The organism is Bradyrhizobium sp. DOA9 (assembly GCF_000617845.2).
Taxonomy (GTDB): domain Bacteria; phylum Pseudomonadota; class Alphaproteobacteria; order Rhizobiales; family Xanthobacteraceae; genus Bradyrhizobium.
The window spans coordinates 3,428,113-3,444,451 of record NZ_DF820425.1 but is presented as its reverse complement, the minus strand read 5'-3'; the positions used below and the strand labels follow the sequence as shown (position 1 = coordinate 3,444,451).

The 16,339-nt window shown below is 66.0% G+C and carries 16 protein-coding genes; 7 read left to right on the top strand and 9 right to left on the bottom strand.

Translation table 11 applies throughout. The features are described 5' to 3' along the window. Positions 1 to 109: 109 nt before the first annotated feature. From hpaD to BDOA9_RS16060, 3 genes are read left to right on the top strand one after another with little or no spacing between them, the layout of a single operon-like run. Complete coding sequence (hpaD, locus tag BDOA9_RS16070; protein ID WP_025034970.1) at positions 110 to 1,093, top strand: 3,4-dihydroxyphenylacetate 2,3-dioxygenase; 984 nt, start codon at positions 110 to 112, stop codon at positions 1,091 to 1,093. Continuing rightward, on the top strand, positions 1,093 to 1,962 hold the full coding sequence (locus BDOA9_RS16065) for a fumarylacetoacetate hydrolase family protein (RefSeq protein WP_025034969.1): 870 nt from the start codon (positions 1,093 to 1,095) through the stop codon (positions 1,960 to 1,962). Before hpaD ends, BDOA9_RS16065 begins: the two co-directional genes overlap by 1 nt. 25 nt (positions 1,963 to 1,987) lie before the next feature. Beyond that, positions 1,988 to 3,616: a thiamine pyrophosphate-dependent enzyme gene (locus BDOA9_RS16060; RefSeq protein WP_025034968.1), complete on the top strand. Its 1,629-nt coding sequence runs from the start codon at positions 1,988 to 1,990 to the stop codon at positions 3,614 to 3,616. Here the strand turns inward: BDOA9_RS16060 and BDOA9_RS16055 are convergent. The 5 genes from BDOA9_RS16055 to BDOA9_RS16035 all read right to left on the bottom strand — a co-directional run bounded on the left by BDOA9_RS16055 (position 3,594) and on the right by BDOA9_RS16035 (position 8,477). Beyond that, positions 3,594 to 4,835, bottom strand: a complete 1,242-nt coding sequence (locus BDOA9_RS16055) for an MFS transporter (RefSeq protein WP_025034967.1) — start codon at positions 4,833 to 4,835, stop codon at positions 3,594 to 3,596. The genes BDOA9_RS16060 and BDOA9_RS16055 overlap by 23 nt on opposite strands. A gap of 53 nt (positions 4,836 to 4,888) precedes the next feature. Further along, positions 4,889 to 5,542, bottom strand: a complete 654-nt coding sequence (gene alkB, locus BDOA9_RS16050) for a DNA oxidative demethylase AlkB (protein ID WP_025034966.1) — start codon at positions 5,540 to 5,542, stop codon at positions 4,889 to 4,891. A gap of 9 nt (positions 5,543 to 5,551) precedes the next feature. Then, on the bottom strand, positions 5,552 to 6,298 hold the full coding sequence (locus BDOA9_RS16045; RefSeq protein WP_025034965.1) for a 2OG-Fe(II) oxygenase: 747 nt from the start codon (positions 6,296 to 6,298) through the stop codon (positions 5,552 to 5,554). A 150-nt stretch (positions 6,299 to 6,448) separates the two neighbouring features. Continuing rightward, a complete protein-coding gene (locus BDOA9_RS16040; protein WP_025034964.1) occupies positions 6,449 to 7,135 on the bottom strand; it encodes a DUF2848 domain-containing protein in 687 nt (228 codons plus the stop codon). After that, entirely contained in the window at positions 7,128 to 8,477 is a 1,350-nt protein-coding gene (locus BDOA9_RS16035) for an amidase (RefSeq protein WP_025034963.1), read from the bottom strand. The genes BDOA9_RS16040 and BDOA9_RS16035 overlap by 8 nt, the downstream gene beginning before the upstream one ends. Positions 8,478 to 8,652: 175 nt before the next feature. Here BDOA9_RS16035 and BDOA9_RS16030 point away from each other — a divergent pair, with 175 nt between their 5' ends. The 3 genes from BDOA9_RS16030 (at position 8,653) to BDOA9_RS16020 (ending at position 11,230) form a co-directional block, all read left to right on the top strand. Then, a complete protein-coding gene (locus tag BDOA9_RS16030; protein ID WP_025034962.1) occupies positions 8,653 to 9,066 on the top strand; it encodes a Zn-ribbon domain-containing OB-fold protein in 414 nt (137 codons plus the stop codon). A 3-nt stretch (positions 9,067 to 9,069) separates the two neighbouring features. Further along, complete coding sequence (locus BDOA9_RS16025; RefSeq protein ID WP_025034961.1) at positions 9,070 to 10,209, top strand: thiolase C-terminal domain-containing protein; 1,140 nt, start codon at positions 9,070 to 9,072, stop codon at positions 10,207 to 10,209. Between the two features lie 106 nt (positions 10,210 to 10,315). After that, on the top strand, positions 10,316 to 11,230 hold the full coding sequence (locus tag BDOA9_RS16020; RefSeq protein WP_025034960.1) for an SDR family oxidoreductase: 915 nt from the start codon (positions 10,316 to 10,318) through the stop codon (positions 11,228 to 11,230). A 69-nt stretch (positions 11,231 to 11,299) separates the two neighbouring features. On the opposite strand, the gene ppc is transcribed toward BDOA9_RS16020, so the two are convergent. Beyond that, positions 11,300 to 14,098: a phosphoenolpyruvate carboxylase gene (ppc, locus tag BDOA9_RS16015; protein WP_025034959.1), complete on the bottom strand. Its 2,799-nt coding sequence runs from the start codon at positions 14,096 to 14,098 to the stop codon at positions 11,300 to 11,302. Between the two features lie 305 nt (positions 14,099 to 14,403). Here ppc and BDOA9_RS16010 point away from each other — a divergent pair, with 305 nt between their 5' ends. Then, a complete protein-coding gene (locus tag BDOA9_RS16010) occupies positions 14,404 to 14,682 on the top strand; it encodes a hypothetical protein (RefSeq protein ID WP_025034958.1) in 279 nt (92 codons plus the stop codon). Between the two features lie 375 nt (positions 14,683 to 15,057). Here the strand turns inward: BDOA9_RS16010 and BDOA9_RS16005 are convergent, their stop codons facing one another. The 3 genes from BDOA9_RS16005 to BDOA9_RS15995 form a co-directional block, all read right to left on the bottom strand. Further along, entirely contained in the window at positions 15,058 to 15,462 is a 405-nt protein-coding gene (locus BDOA9_RS16005) for a YccF domain-containing protein (RefSeq protein ID WP_025034957.1), read from the bottom strand. Positions 15,463 to 15,591: 129 nt separating this feature from the next. After that, positions 15,592 to 16,005, bottom strand: a complete 414-nt coding sequence (locus BDOA9_RS16000) for a type II toxin-antitoxin system VapC family toxin (protein WP_025034956.1) — start codon at positions 16,003 to 16,005, stop codon at positions 15,592 to 15,594. Next, the gene (locus tag BDOA9_RS15995; RefSeq protein ID WP_025034955.1) at positions 16,005 to 16,247 is read right to left on the bottom strand and encodes a type II toxin-antitoxin system VapB family antitoxin; all 243 of its coding nucleotides are present in this window, start codon (positions 16,245 to 16,247) and stop codon (positions 16,005 to 16,007) included. The genes BDOA9_RS16000 and BDOA9_RS15995 overlap by 1 nt, the downstream gene beginning before the upstream one ends. Positions 16,248 to 16,339 lie beyond the last annotated feature (92 nt).

The following is a 16,339-nucleotide window of genomic DNA, read 5'->3' as shown; positions in this document are numbered from 1 at the left end:
AAGAGCCGAACCCGGAATCCATCGTGCAGCAGAGTCCGTTGATGAATGGATTCCGGGTTCGTGCTTCGCACGCCCCGGAATGACGAAGCCGAGAAAAGGGGAAACGCACATGCCCGTACCGCAACACGTCTTCGAGCCGCCATTCAACATCATCCGCTCCAGCCACGTCGTGCTCGACGTCACCGATTTGAAGCTGAGCCGCGCGTTCTACGAGACCATTGTCGGCCTGCATGTTGAGGATGCCGACGACAACGCCGTCTACCTGCGCGCCGCCGAGGAGCACCAGCATCACTCGCTGGTGCTGCGCAAGGCAGCCGTGCCGGCTTGCGCCCGGCTCGGCTTCAAGGCCGGCAACGACAAGGATCTCGACAAGGCCGCGGCGTTCCTGTCCGAGAACGGCCTATCCTACGCCTTTGCCGATCAGGCCTTCCAAGGCCGTACGCTGCAATTCACTGATCCGTTCGGCTTTAGAATCGAGCTCTACGCGACGATGGAGCGACGGCCACATCTGTTGCGCCGCTACGACCTCTACCGGGGTTGCCACCCGCAGCGGCTCGACCATTTCAACGTCTTCGCCGCCGAAGTGCAGGACACGATGGAATTCTACGCCCGGCTCGGCTTCCGCCTCACCGAATATGCCGAGGAGGACGGGCCGAACGGCCGCATCGCCGCGGCCTGGATGCACCGCAAGGGCAACGTCCACGATTTCGCCATCACCAACGGCAAGGGCCCGCGGCTGCACCATTTCGCCTACTGGACGCCGACGGCGATGAACATCATCCATCTCTGCGACGTCATGGCCTCGCAAGGTTTCGTGAAGAACATCGAGCGCGGACCGGGACGCCACGGCATCTCGAACGCGTTCTTCCTCTATGTGCGCGATCCCGACGGACACCGCCTCGAGCTCTACACCAGCGATTACTTCACCGGCGATCACGACCACGAGCCGCTGCGCTGGTCGTTGCGCGATCCGCGCCGCCAGACGCTGTGGGGCGCACCAGCGCCGCGTTCCTGGTTCGAGCAGGGCTCGCCGTTCACGGGCCAGGCCGTGCGCGAGCCGAAATTCGTGGCCGATGTGCTGGTGGCGGACTGATGAAGCTGCCTCGTCTCGCCACCTATTCCGTCAAGGGTGATGTCAGCTACGGCGCCGTCCTGGAGGGCGGCATCGTCGATCTCTCCGCGCGTCATGCACGGGACTATCCCACGCTGCGCGAGGTGATCGCGGCCGGCAAGCTCATCAGCTTTGCCGAAGAGGCCGCCGGCCGCAAACCGGATCACGCGCTCGGCGACATCACATGGCTGCCGCCGATCCCGGCGCCGGAGAAGATCATCTGCATCGGCGTCAACTACCCTGATCGCAACGCCGAGTACAAGGACGGCCAGGAGGCGCCGAAATATCCGAGCATGTTCATGCGCTCGCCCCGCTCCTTCGTCGGCCACGACACGCCGCTGGTGCGCCCGCGTGCTTCCGCGCAGCTCGACTATGAGGGCGAGATCGCGCTGGTGATCGGCAAGCCAGGCCGGCATATCCCCGAAAGCAGCGCGCTCGATCACATCGCCGCGCTCACGCTCTGCAACGAGGGCTCGGTTCGCGACTGGCTGCGTCACGCCAAGTTCAACGTGACGCAAGGCAAGAACTTCGATTCCAGCGGCAGCCTCGGCCCGTGGCTGGTGCCCTACACGCGGGCATCGCAGATCGCCGACATCCGTCTCACCACGCATGTCAACGGCGAGCTGAGGCAGGACGACCGCACCAGCCGGCTGATGTTTCCGTTCCGATATCTCTTGAACTATATCTCGACCTTCGCAACCCTGGTGCCCGGCGATATCATCGTCACGGGCACGCCGACCGGTGCGGGGGCGCGGTTCGATCCGCCGCAATACCTGAAGCCCGGCGACGTCGTCGAGGTCGAGGCCGAGGGGATCGGGCGCTTGCGCAACGGCGTGGTCGACGAAGCCTGAACAACAAGCGAAATGGAAATGCCAGATGACCAGCCTCACCGGCGGCGAAGCGATCGTAAGCGGGCTTGTCGCCCACGGCGTCGACACCGTGTTCGGCCTGCCGGGCGCGCAGGTCTACGGCCTGTTCGACGCCTTTCACCAGGCGCAGCTCAAGGTGATCGGCGCGCGGCACGAGCAGGCCTGCGGCTACATGGCGTTCGGCTATGCGCGCTCCAGCGGCCGGCCCGGCGTGTTCAGCGTGGTGCCCGGCCCGGGCGTGCTCAATGCCAGCGCCGCGCTGCTCACCGCGTTCGGCTGCAACGAGCCGGTGCTGTGTGTCACCGGCCAGGTGCCGACCTCGTTCCTCGGCAAGGGTCGCGGCCATCTGCACGAGATGCCGGACCAGCTCGCGACCTTGCGCACCTATGTGAAATGGGCCGAGCGCATCGAATATCCCGGCAACGCGCCGACGATCGTGGCGCGCGCGTTCCAGGAGATGATGTCGGGGCGGCGCGGCCCCGCCTCGGTCGAGATGCCCTGGGACGTCTTCACCCAGCGCGCCGACACGGCGACTGCGCAGGTGCTGGAGCCGATGCCGGCGCCGCAGCCTGATCCTGATCTGATCAAGCAGGCCGCAGCGCTGATCAAGGCGAGCAAGGCGCCGATGATCTTCGTCGGCAGCGGCGCGATCGAAGCCGGTGAGGAGATCCTCGAGCTCGCCGAGATGATCGATGCGCCCGTGGTTGCCTTCCGCAGCGGCCGCGGCATCGTCTCCAATGCGCATGAGCTCGGGCTCACCATGGCCGCCGCCTACAAGCTGTGGCCGACGACCGATCTGATGATCGCCATCGGCACCCGCGCCGAGCTGCCGGCCTCCGGCTTCCGCTGGCCCTATCAACCGAGCGGCCTGAAATCCATTCGCATCGACATCGATCCGGCCGAAATGCGCCGGCTCGTCGTCGATAGCGCCATCGTCGCCGATGCCAAGGCCGGTACGGCCGATCTCGCCGCGGCCGTGAAGAAGGCCGGCTACGCCAAGAGCCGCGGCCGGCGCGAAGACATTCGCGAGGCCACAGCCAGCGCACAGGCCGAGATCCAGCGCATCCAGCCGCAGATGGCCTATCTCAAGATCCTGCGCGAGGTGCTGCCGGCGAACGCGATCGTCACCGATGAATTGTCGCAGGTCGGATTCGCTTCCTGGTACGGCTTTCCGGTCTACCAGCCGCGCACCTTCATCACCTCGGGCTACCAGGGCACGCTCGGCTCGGGTTTCCCGACCGCGCTCGGCGCCAAGGTCGCCAATCCCGACAAGCCGGTGGTGGCCATCACCGGAGACGGCGGCTTCATGTTCGGCGTGCAGGAGCTCGCCACCGCCGTGCAGTTCAACATCGGCGTGGTGACGCTGGTGTTCAACAACAACGCCTACGGCAATGTCCGCCGCGACCAGCGCCAGCATTTCGACGGCCGCGTGGTGGCGTCCGATCTCGTCAACCCCGATTTCGTCAAGCTCGCGGAATCCTTTGGCGTGGCGGCTTCGCGCGTCACCGCGCCGGAGCAGTTCAAGTCGGCGCTGGAGAAGGCGCTCGGCCACGGCGGGCCGGTGGTGATTTCCGTCGAGGTGCCCAGGGATTCCGAAGTCAGCCCGTGGGCCTTCATTCACCCGCCGAAGCCTTGAGGCTGGATGCGCCCTGCAGCCGCGCGGCTGCGATCACCAGCAGACCGGCGCCTGCGACCGACCAGCAGGCGACCGGCGCCCAGTGCAGCAGCGGCGCGTATTCCGGCATCTTCTGCAGGCCGCCGGCAACCGCCGCCATCCGCGCGAAGGTGCCGAGGGCGAGCGCGGAGAAGACGAGGCCCGTGACCTTGCCTTCGGCGCCGGTCGAGCCGATCGCGAGCGCAGCCGAGACCGCGCTCATCAGCATGCAGCCCCACGCGGCTCCGGCGAGAAATTGCGCCGCGATCAGCGTGTTGAGGTTGCCGGCGAATTCGGCCGCCGCAATCGCCACCGCACCGAACAGGCCGGCAGCACCCATCACGATCAGGCCGCCGCGATGCTTGACGACGAGGCTTGCCGGAAACATCGCGATGTTGAAGCCGATCCAGAACACCGGCATCAGCCATTGCAGGTCGGCAGGCGCTGCAAAGCGCAGATAGGACGGCGCGCTGTTCATGGCAAAGTGCAGCTGGTAGCCGAGGGCGAGCGCGATCATCGCGGCGATGAAGACGATCGGGACGAGACCGAGCGGCTCTGCTGCTTCGTCCGGTGTGGGCGGCACGGTGTCGCGCGCCACGTCATGCTCGATCCTGGACAGCCCGAGCGCGGTCAGAAGCAGCACTGCGCTCGAGATCACGAACGGCAACCGCGCATCGTGCTCGCGCAGCACCACGCCGAGATAGGGCGAGACGGCGCCGGCGACGCCGTAGCCGAGCATGGTCAGCGCCGCGAGGAACGGCACCTGGGGCCTCGCGCGGTATTTGCCGAGCAAGGTCAGCGGCGGCGCCCGCAGCGCGGAGGACGTGATCGACCAGACCACGATCAGTGCGATGAACCAGCCCTGCGCCGCTGCGCCGGCTCCGGCAACGAAGGGCAGCGCGACGAAGGCGCCGCAGGAGATCGCGGTCACGAGGGCGACGAACAGGCCGAGCCTGCCGACATGGGGCGCGAGCTTGTCGGCCGCAATTCCCATCGCGGTGTCGGCAATGGTGAAGATCGCCTGATCCAGCATCAGGATGAGGATGACGGCGGACGGCGCGATGCCGACCTCGGCGGCGAGCTTTGGCAGGTAGACGACGTAGGTGGTCCAGCCCAGCGTGAACAGCAATTGCAGGCCTGCGAGATAAAGCCCCGTGCGGTTCGCCGTGCCCGTGCCGGCCGAATTCTGTGTGGTCGTCATGTCGCCGCCTCCCCGCTCCGAGCTTAGACGAGTGAGGGCTGCGAGGAAACGCGTCAGCGCGTCCTGCGGAAGGTCAGATTGATCCGCTTCCGCCCCAGCAGCGGATGCTCGCCGTCGGCGAGCGGCGCGACGCCGTGATAGGCGAGCCGGCTGGCCCCGCCCCAGACCACGACGTCGCCATGGACAAGCCGGAAGCGGCGCGGCTTGTCGCTACGCGCGAGGCCGCCGAACAGGAAGGTCGCTGGCAGACCGAGCGAGACCGAGACGATCGGCGCGGAATAATCCAGCTCGTCCTTGTCCTGGTGCAGCGACAGCCGCGTGCCCGGCTCGTAACGGTTGACGAGGCAGGCATCGGGCGCGAAGTCTTCGAAACCGCCCTGCTCCGCGGCGCGGCGGGCGAGATCGGCAAACAGCGGCGGCATCGCCGGCCATGGCGCACCGGTGCGCGGATCGATGGGGTCGTAGCGATAGCCGGTGTGATCGGTGATCCAGCCGCGCTCGCCGCAATTGGTCATCGCCACCGACATCAGATGGCCGCCCGGCGTCGTCATCCGCCGGAACGGCGACTGCGCCACGATCGCGCGCACCGCGTCGATCAACCCGCTCTCGATCGGCTTGACGAAGCCGCGCAGCAGCACGCCGCCATCGGCGATTTCTTCGCGCGATGGCTGTGCCTCGGCAACGGTGTCGAACAAATCACCCGTCAATCGCAGCGCTCATTTGGCATCGTGGAAGATCACACCCAGCGTGTGGCGCTGGCCGGACCTGAGCCGGCTGACGCCGTGGCGCAGATTAACGCGGTAGGTGCCGCGTGTCCCCTGCACCGGGCGGTGATGCACAGCGAAGGCGACCGCATCGCCCTGCGCCAGCGGCACCACCTCGGCGCGGGACTGCATGCGCGGGCGCTGCTCGGTCAGCACGAACTCGCCGCCGGTGAAATCGCGGCCGGGCTCGGAGAGCAGGATCGCGACCTGGAGCGGGAAGACGTGCTCGCCGTAGAGGTCCTGGTGCAGGCAATTGTAGTCGCCGGTCTCATATTGCAGCAGCAGCGGCGTCGGCCGTGTCTGGCCGGCGTCGTGGCAGCGCTTCAGGAACGCCGCGTGTGCGGCGGGATAGCGGATGTCGATCCCCATCGCCTCGTTCCAGCGATTGGCGACGGCTTGAAGGTGCGCGTAGAGTGCCGGGCGCAGCTGCGCGATCAGATCGGGCAGCGGATAGGCGAAGTACTTGTACTCGCCGCGGCCGAAGCCGTGGCGGCCCATGACGATGCGGCTGCGGAAGTGCGCATTGTCCGGGTAGAGCGCGGCAATGGCGCGGCATTGGTCCGGCGTGAGCAGGTTCTTCAGGACGGCGCAGCCCTGGGCGTCGAGTTCGGCCGTGATCTGCGGCCAGTCGAGAGCGTCGACGTGGGCTGCGAGGTCGGGAACGGAGGGGTGGGCTGATTTTCGTGCGGTCATTGTCATGGCAATCACCTTCGCAACCGAACGTTCACCCCGCCACCCGATTTCCGATGACGCTCTCCCCGTCATTGCGAGCGCAGCGAAGCAATCCAGAATCCCCCCGCGGAACCAGCCTGGATTGCTTCGCTGCGCTCGCAATGACGGTGGAGCGAGCTACCCCCTCACCGGCAGCGTCACCACGTCGTAGCCGTGCCGGATCGTGCGCTTCAACACGGGGTCCTCAAGCTCGAACTCGAACCGGTCGGCGGGGCGGATGCCGCCCTTGGCGGCGAACGTTCCGCCGAACATGGCGCAGCCGTCGGGGAACTTGCCGCCGTCAAAGCCGCGCTTGATGAGATCGGCGACCGGCAGCATCGCGTCCAGCGTGCCCTCCTGGTAGAGCACGCGCTCGCCCTTGATGGTGGCGTAGGAGCGCAGGATCATCTTGTCCCAATGGCCGATGACGTCCTCGAGCTCCCACAGCGTCGAGGCGACCGGCTTGTCGCACATCTGCTTGGAGACCGTGACGCCGTAGGCCTCGACCTTGCGGTCGGTGTGATCGGAGCCGCAGCCGACGAAGATGCGGCCCTGCCAGCCGATCAGCACGAACTCGACCTCGCCGCTAGAATCGCCACCGGTGCATTCGATGCTGTCCTCCTGGGTCAGTCGCCGCGCCGAGGCGCGATAGTAGATCGGCGTCGACGCCGGCGGCGCGATGCCCATCTCCTGCAGCTCCTTGATGTGCTTGTCGCGCGCGACCGTGTCGCGGCCGGTCCAGCCGGCGATGACCAGCTGGTCGATCGCCAGCGTCAGCGGCGTTGTGGTGCCTTGGGCGTCGACGGTGAAAGTCAGGTCAAACACGAATGACGGCCTCCATGCCGGCAGCAAGTTCGAAAATGCGATGGTCCGAGCCGCCCGCGCCCGCCAGCATCAGGCCGACGGGAACGTCGCCCTCGCGGTGACAGGGCAGCGAGATGGCGCAACCGTCGATCAGGTTGATCAGGCTGCAATTGCGCAAGGCGCGGATGTTCTCGCGGGCGAACGCCTGATCGTCGGCGAGGTCGGCGATCTTCGGCGGCGTGTTGGGCGTGGTCGGCAGCACCAGGGCGTCATAGGGCGCGATGCGCGCGTTGACGCGCGCGATCAGCGACCGGCGCTCGTTGAGCAGGTCGATGTAGTCGGCCGCGCTCTGCGCCTCGCCGCGCATGATGCGGACGAAGACGCGGGGATCGTAGACGTCGCCCTTGGCCGTGATGAGATAGCGGTGCCAGGCATAGCTCTCGGAGGCCGCGAAACCGCCTTTGGCGTTCATCGGGCCGATGTCGTGGAACTCCGCCATCTCGATCCGCTCGACGATGGCGCCGTGATCGGACAGCGTCTTCAGCGCGCGCTCGAAGGTCGCGGCGACCTCGGGTTCGAGATCGTCGAGCGCGATCGTGGTGGGCACCGCAAGCCGCATGCCCTGGATCGGCCACGGCCTCAAGGCGACGATCGGCTCACCCGCGAGCACGGCATCAAGTATGGCACAGCAGCTGACCGATCGCGCCAGCGGCCCGATGCTGTCGAGGGAGAACGACAGCGGCACGGAGCCGTCGAGCGGCACGCGGCGCTGCGTCGGCTTGTAGCCGACGATGCCGTTGAAGGCGGCCGGAATCCGGCAGGAGCCGCCGGTGTCGGTGCCGAGCGCGCCATGCGCCATGCCGTCGAGCACGGACACCGCCGCGCCCGAGGACGAGCCGCCGGGGACGTGGCCGTCGGCGCGATTCCAGGCCCCCTTCGGCGTGCCGTAATGCGGATTGATGCCGATGCCGGAATAGGCGAACTCGGTCATGTTGGTGCGGCCGATGACGACGAAGCCCGCCTTTCGCAGCCGGGCCACCGTCGCGGCATCGTGCTCGGCCGGGGCTGAGTCATCGAGCGCGCGCGAGCCGGCGCGGGTCACCTGGCCCTTGATGTCGAACAGATCCTTGATCGAGATCGGGATGCCGGCATAGCGCGACGGCGCCGCCTTGGCCTTGCGCAAGGCATCCATCGCATCGGCCGCCGCGAGCGCGGCGTCCTTGTCGACGTGGATGAAGGCGCGCTGGCCCTCCCCAGTGGGGTCGGCGATCCTGGCGAGGCAGGCCTCGACCAATTTGCGGGAGGTGGTGCGGCCGCTTTCGAGGTCTTCGGCGAGCTGCGCCAGTGTCGGAAAATCGGGCATGTCTGTCTCACGGAATATTTCGCGCGCAATCTATAGCGCTAGCTCGGCTCGACACAAGCATTGTGCGCATGATGGCATGCATGCGCATTGCTGGACCGTTGACGCGCCATGGTCGAATGTCGCATCAAGTTCGAACAGGCGGGCGCGAGGCCTGTCTCTTGGGAGGAGCGCCAACATGGCCGAACCGCAGCGCGCGCGACCGAAACCGACGCCGGAGACCCAGCATTTCTGGGACGGCACCAAGGCCGGCGAATTGCGGCTGCAGCGCTGCGACGCCTGCGCACATGTCTACTTCCCGCCGCGCCCGTTCTGCCCGTCCTGCGCCTCGCGCAAGGTCAGCGTCTTCAAGGCGAGCGGCAAGGGCTTTCTCTACAGCTACGTCATCAACCACCGTCCCGCCGCGCCGGGCTTCACGCCGCCTTACGCCATCGCGGTGGTCGAGCTCGACGAAGGCCCGCGGATGATGAGCAACATCATCGACTGCCCGCAAACGCCCGAGGCACTCGCGCTCGACATGAAGCTCGAGGTCGCGTTCCAGGAGCTCGACGACAAGATCACCCTCCCCGTTTTCCGCCCGGCGAAGGGGTAGAGCATGCGCAAGAACCAGGTTGCCGTCGTCGGCGCGGCCGAGACCACCGAGCTCGGTGTCATCCCCAACGCCTCGCAGCTCCAGCTGCACGCGGATGCCGCGCTCAACGCCATTGCCGACGCCGGGCTGAAGCTGTCCGACATCGACGGCTTCGCCACCGCGGTCGAAACGCCGCAGCAGGTCTGCCACTATCTCGGCATCAAGCCGACCTGGGTGGACGGCACCTCCGTCGGCGGCTGCTCCTTCATGCTGCACGTCCGCCACGCGGCGGCGGCGATCGAGGCAGGGCTGTGCAAGACCGTGCTGATCACCCATGCCGAGAGCGGCAAGTCGATGATCGGCAAATTGCCGCGCTCGACGCCGGCCGACAGCCTCAACGGCCAGTTCGAGGCGCCTTTCGGGGTCTATGGCCCGCCCAGCATGTTCCCGATCCCCGTGCTGCGCTTCATGAAGACCTACGGCATCACCCACGAGCAGCTCGCTGCGGTCGCGGTGGTGCAGCGCGAATGGGCGGCGAAGAATCCGCGCGCGATGATGAAGGACCCGATCACGGTCGCCGACGTCCTCGACTCGCGCATGATCGCCTATCCGTTCCGCCTTCTGCAGTGCTGCCTCGTCACCGATGGCGGCGGCGCGCTGATCCTGACGTCGGCCGACCGCGCCGGGGATTTTCCGCGGAAGCCGGTCTACATCATGGGCACCGGCGAGAGCGTCGAGACGCCGATGGTCAGCCAGATGGAGACTTTCAATTCCTCGCGCGCGTTCAAGACGGCGGGACCGCTGGCGTTCAAGGAGGCAGGCATTGCGCACGGGGATGTCGACCATCTCATGATCTACGACGCGTTCGCGCATCTGCCGCTGTTCGGCCTCGGCGATCTCGGCTTCATGCCTTATGAGGAGACGGGAAGGTTCATCGCAGATGGCAACACGCGGCCGGGCGGCAAGCTGCCGCTCAACACCAATGGCGGCGGATTGAGCTACATGCATTCGGGCATGTACGGCATGTACGCGCTGCAGGAGAGCGTGCGCCAGATGCGCGGGATCGCGCCGGCGCAGGTGCCGAACGCGACAATTTCGGTGTGCCACGGCGTCGGCGGCATGTTCGCCGCGAGTGGCACGATCGTGTTTACGAACGAGAGGTAGTTTCTCGTCGTTCCGGGATGGTCCGAAGGACCAGACCCGGAACGTCGAGATTCCGGGTTCGTGCTTCGCACGCCCCGGGATGACAGAGACAACAGGAGGCATCCACATGAGCAAATCACTGCAAGACAAGGTCATCATCGTCACCGGCGCGGGCCGTGGCATCGGGCGCGAGATTGCGCTTCTGTGCGCGGCCGAGGGCGCCAAGGTCGTCGTCAACGATCCCGGCGGAGCCGCCGACGGCGCCGGCGCGAACGCTGCGCCCGCCGAGGAGGTGGTCGAGGAGATCAAGAAGCGCGGCGGCACGGCGGTCGCCAATTTCGAGAGCGTCGCGGAAGCCATTCCTGCCAGCAAGATCGTGAAGACCGCGACCGATCATTTCGGCCGGCTCGACGGCGTCGTCAACAATGCCGGCATCCTGCGCGACATGATCTTCCACAAGATGAGCGTGGAAGCGTTCGAGGCCGTCATCAAGGTGCATCTGATGGGCTCGTTCTACGTCAGCCACGCCGCGGCGCGCATCTTCCGCGAGCAGGAGTCTGGCTCGTTCGTGCACTTCACCTCGACCTCCGGCCTGATCGGCAATTTCGGCCAGGCCAACTACGCCGCCGCCAAGCTCGGCATCGTCGGTCTCTCGAAGTCGATCGCGCTCGACATGGGCCGCTTCAACGTCCGCTCCAACTGCGTCTCGCCGTTCGCCTGGACGCGCATGATCGGCACCATCCCGACCGAGACCGACGCTGAGAAGGCGCGCGTCGAGAAGATCAAGCAGATGGGCCCGGAGAAGATCGCCCCGCTCTGCGGCTATCTGATCTCCGATTCCGCGAAGGACGTCACCGGGCAAATCTTCGGCGTGCGCATGAACGAGATCTTCCTGTTCAGCCAGAACCGTCCGATCCGCTCGGTGCAGCGGAGCGAAGGCTGGACGCCGCAATCGATCGCGGAGCACGGCATGCCGGCGCTGAAGGGCTCGTTCTACAAGCTCGACCGCTCCGCCGACATCTTCACCTGGGATCCCGTGTGATTGCGCGAATGGTGCGTGGCGAATGGCGAATGGGCTCTCTATTCGCTACTCGCCATTCGCAACTCGCCCCTACCCCGTATTCCGCAACCCCGCCGAGATGCCGTTGATCGTCAGCTGGATCCCGCGCAGCACCTGCTCGTCGGGGTTTTGCGCGCGGTGCTCTCTCAAGAGCTCGACCTGCACGTGGTTGAGCGGATCGAGATAGGGAAAGCGGTGGCGCACGGAGCGCTCCAGCAGCGGATTGCCCTGGAGTAGCCGGTCCTGGCCCATGATATCGAGCAGCGTCTCGATGCAGGAATGCCATTCGCGGCGGATGCGGCCGAAGATTTTTTCGCGCAAGGCCTCGTCCGGCACGAGCTCGGCATAACGCGAGGCGATCGCGATCGAGCTCTTGGCCAGCACCATGTCCATGTTCGACAGCAGCATGCGGAAGAACGGCCATTCCTGGTAGAGCTCTTTCAGGAAGGGCATGCCCTTGTCGGGGTGCTCCGCGATCCACTGCTCGACCGCACTGCCAAAACCGTACCAGCCCGGCAGCATCAGGCGGCATTGCGCCCAGGAGAACACCCAGGGGATGGCGCGGAGGTCCTCGATCGCGCGGGTCTTCTTGCGCGAGGCCGGACGGCTGCCGATGTTGAGCGTGGCGATCTCGTTGATGACGGTGGACGACCAGAAATAATCCACGAAGCCCTCGGTCTCGTAGACGAGGCCGCGATAGGCCTTGAAGGCGAGGTTCGACAATTCGTCCATCGCGGTCAGATATTCGCGGCGCGGCGCGCTCTGGCGCGGATGCAGGAGGCTCGCCTCCAGCGTCGCGGCCGCGAGAATCTCCAGATTGTTGCGGCCGACTTCGGCGTTGGAATATTTCGACGAGATGATCTCGCCCTGCTCGGTGATGCGGATCTGGCCGTTCACGGCGCCGCCGGGCTGGGCGATGATGGCGTCATAGCTCGGCCCGCCGCCGCGCCCGACCGAGCCGCCGCGGCCGTGGAACAGGCGTAAGCGCACGTGATGGCGCTCGAACACTTCGACGAGGCCGATCTCGGCCTTGTAGAGCTCCCAGCCCGAGGTGACGAAGCCGCCGTCCTTGTTGCTGTCGGAATAGCCCAGCATGACCTCCTGGACGCTGCCGCGGCTGTCGACGAGGCGGCGATAATCGTGCAGCGACAGCATGCGGTCCATGATGCCGGATGAGGCCTGTAGATCCTCGATGGTCTCGAACAGCGGCACGATGTTGATGGCGCTGCGCCCGGAGGGGTGGACGAGGCCGACCTCCTTCAGGAGCACGGCGACCTCGAGCATGTCGGACATGCCCTTGCACATCGAGATGATGCATTGTGGAATGGCGTCCGAGCCGAATTTCGCATGCGCTTCCGCGGCGGCATGGAACACGTTGAGCTCGCCCATGGTCTCGTCGCTGTATTTGACGAAGGGCGAGACCAGCGCGCGCGTCGAGCGCAGCTCGTTGGTCAGCAGCGAGATGCGGGCCTCCTCGCCGAGCGCGAGATAGGACATGCCGGGGTTGGCGGCGTCCATCAGCTCGGCGATGGTGCGCTCGTGCACCGCCGAATTCTGACGGATGTCGAGCCGGGCGAGGTGAAAGCCGAAGCAGTCCACCGCGCGGCGGAGCAGCCGCAGCCGGCCGCGGGCGATGACGCGGGCATTGTTGGAGATCAGCGAGCGGTGCAGCACGTCGAGATCGGCCTGCAAATCCCTGACGCTCTCGTAGGGCGCCGCCTTGCCGACCGGCCGGCGCGTGATCTCGACCTCGAGCTTTTCAGCCGTCGCGGTGAGACGGGCATAGATGCCTGAGACCGCGAGACGATAGGGCTCGCCGCTCCGGTGCGGCGAGGTGTCCGGCGAGCGCTCCGCAAGGGTTCGCAGCTCCTCGGAGACGTCGGCGAGATGGGCCGCGATCGACAGCTCGGCGCCGAGCACGTGTAGCTCGTTCAGATAGAACTGCATCACCCGGCTCGACTGCAGCCGCAGCGTGCCGCGCATGACGTCGGCGGTGACGAAGGGATTGCCGTCGCGGTCGCCGCCGATCCAGCTGCCCATGCGCAGGAACGAGGCAAGCTCGCCGGCGGCCTGCTCGCCGCCCTGCTCCAGCCGGTCCTCCAGCGCGTTGACGAGCCGCGGCACCTCGCGCAGGAAGGTGTAGTCGTAGAACGACAGACCGTTGGCGACCTCGTCCAGAACCGTGAGCTTGGTGCGGCGGAGCAGATTGGTCTGCCACAGCGTCAGCACCTCGCGGCGGAGCTGCTCGTCGCCGGCTTCAAGCTCCTCCGCGGTCAGGGCGACGCGCTCGCGGCGGTCGAGCAGGGCTGCGATCTCCATCTCGCGGTCCATGGTGCTCTTGCGGCGGACCTCGGTCGGGTGCGCGGTCAGCACCGGGCTGACCAGCGCGGTCTTGAAGAAATTGCGGAGCTGGTCGGGACCGATGCCCGCCGCCTTGGCGTGCCCCAGCGTCTCCGCCAGCATGCCGGAGCCGCCGTTCTTTGCGGCGCTGCGCGCGCGCATCTGGCGGATGTTGTTCTGGTCCTCGGCAATGTTGGCAAGGTGCGAGAAATAGCTGAAGGCGCGGACGATCCGCACCGTCTCGGAGGTCGACATGCTGTCGAGGATCTGCTCGAGCTCGCGGCGGGCGAGCCGATCCTCGTCGCGGTGGAACCGGATCGAGGTCTGGCGGATGCGCTCGACCAGGTCGAACACATCGGCCCCCTCCTGGTCGCGCACGGTGTCGCCGAGAATGCGCCCGAGCAGGCGGATGTCGTCCCGCAGCCGGGCATCGGCCTCCATTGCCTGGACATCCTCAGGCCGGTTGGGGCGTTGCTCGCTGGCGTCGGATGGTACGGTCTGGAGGGACATGGCTCGCTCCCCTGCTCCGCGCCTTTGGCGGCCCGGTCCGGCGGAGTGTGCGATATTTTTCTGCCGCAGTGCAAGATGAAGTTGGGAGCGGTGCAAACTCAAACTGCTGGCCGCGTTCGCGTCCCGGACGCGCTGGCCCCCTGGGTCCGCACGCGGGGTGACCACAGATGATGCCGGAGCATCCCAGCCTTCGCTGCGCAGTGGTCCAGCTATTCAAGTGCGCACAAGCAACGCTTGCATTGTGGAGATCCTGGCGCCAAGACAGCCCTCCGGGTCTCGCTTGTCGGCAGGCGGAGTAGGCAACAATGTTTGCGGCGGTCTTGATCGTCGTTCTGCTGGTCGTCTTGTTGGCACCTTCATGGGGCGTGCTCTATCTGCGTCGGACGACCTTTGAGCAAGCGATAGAAGCCGCGTGGCGCATCTGGATCGCGCAGGTGATCATATCCGTCGCCCTCACCGTCCTTGCCGATCGGCTGGGTTTCACGAATCCAGCCGGCTATACGCTTGCAATATGCCTCTTGGTTGGTTTTGCAGGCGCTGTTTTCCTGCGATCAAGAACGAATAGGCCGCATCCTACGAGCTAAGGTTCTGAAGACGGTCGACGTCGGCGGACGAGCGGCCAGATCGCGAACGACATTACAATCCACCAGAAGCCAAGGAGGCAGAGCCCGAACCAAAGGTGATGCGCGCCTTGGCTGACCGACCCCAGGACGCACCTGACGCCCATTGGTGGACATAGCACGTTCGACAGACGAACCAGCCAGGTTGCTGGCGTCCAAACGGCTGTGAAAACGGGCTCAACTGTTCCGCGACTAACAACACTTATTGCAATCACGCTCAGCGCGCAGATCAATCCGCCGAGCAGGTGCAAAATCAAGCGCATCGTGTTCGTCAACCTTGGTGAGCGGCGGACGAACCGATGGGTTTCGCTGGCGCTCTATCCATCCTACGGCTGCCAGCTATGCCGGCACGATCACCTTGCCGATCGGCCAGAGCGCGATGCCGGCGAGCTTGAGGTGCGCCCAGGCGAAGGGGATGCCGATGATGGTGACGGCGAGTACGAGAGCGGTCAGGAGATGGCCGAGCGCCAGCCACCAGCCGGCGAGCACGAACCAGACGATGTTGCCGATCACCCCGAGCGGGCCGGTGCCGATGTCCTCGACGCCGGTCACGTCGTAGCGGTTGACGGCACGCGAGCCGAACGGCAGCAGCGTGTAGACGGCGATGTTGAACGCTGCCCGCGCCCAAGGCAGGCCGATGATGGTGATCGCCATGACAATCGCGGCGATCAGCCAGCCGAAAGCCATCCAGGCGCCGCCGATGAGGATCCAGAGGATGTTGAGCAGGATGGAAACGGGGGCCATGGGATGATCCGATCGATGGTCTCGGCTTTATATAGGTGAGAAAATTGTCGCTGCGAAGACCGCGACGGTATCGGCTCTCGACCATGCCGGTTCCGGACGCGCGGTTTGGCAAACAGCGCTTGCCCCGGTCTATCGGCTGCGTTTCGACGCCTGCCTGATGTCGGTCTTGGCGAAATCGGAGCCCTTGTAGAGCAGCGGCTCGCGATTGAGCTTTGCACACGCGTAAATCAGGCAATCTCCGAGGTTGAGCCGCGCGGGATGCCCCCTGCCCTTGCCGTATTGCGCGAACGCGGCAACGGCCTCACGGGCGACATCGTCCGTAATGGCGACGACACCGATGCCGCGCTCTTCGAGCAGGCGGTCGAAAGCCGCATCGACATCGGACGGCGCAAGGTCGAGCTTGGTCGAAACCGTAATGACCGTCTCGAGACGGGCGATGCCGCACGTGGAGCAATCGCCGGCCCGTTCTATCGCCTCAGCGAATTCGCGCGCCTCGGGCTCGTTCGCCAGGATGGCAACGAAAACGGACGAGTCGATGAACACTATTGACCCCACATCGCGTCGATGTCGTCCTTGGTCACCTCGCGCCCATTGGGACCGGCCTTCGCCGCGAGATCGGCAGCGATTTCCGCGTACCGGTCAGCCAAAGGCATGCTGTCACGCTCGCGCTTCAGATCGTTTTCGAGCGCCGTAATGACTGCTTCCGTCATCGTGCTCCCCCTTAGCCTTGCGAGCTTCCTGGCAAGGCGGGCCACGCGGGGATCGCGGACGCTGAATGTCGACATGCTCCACCTCGGCAACTGTATGGACAAATATAGGACATCGTATGGACAAAGCAATAGCCGGCAGGGGCCCACGACGTCCGACGGCGCGATCG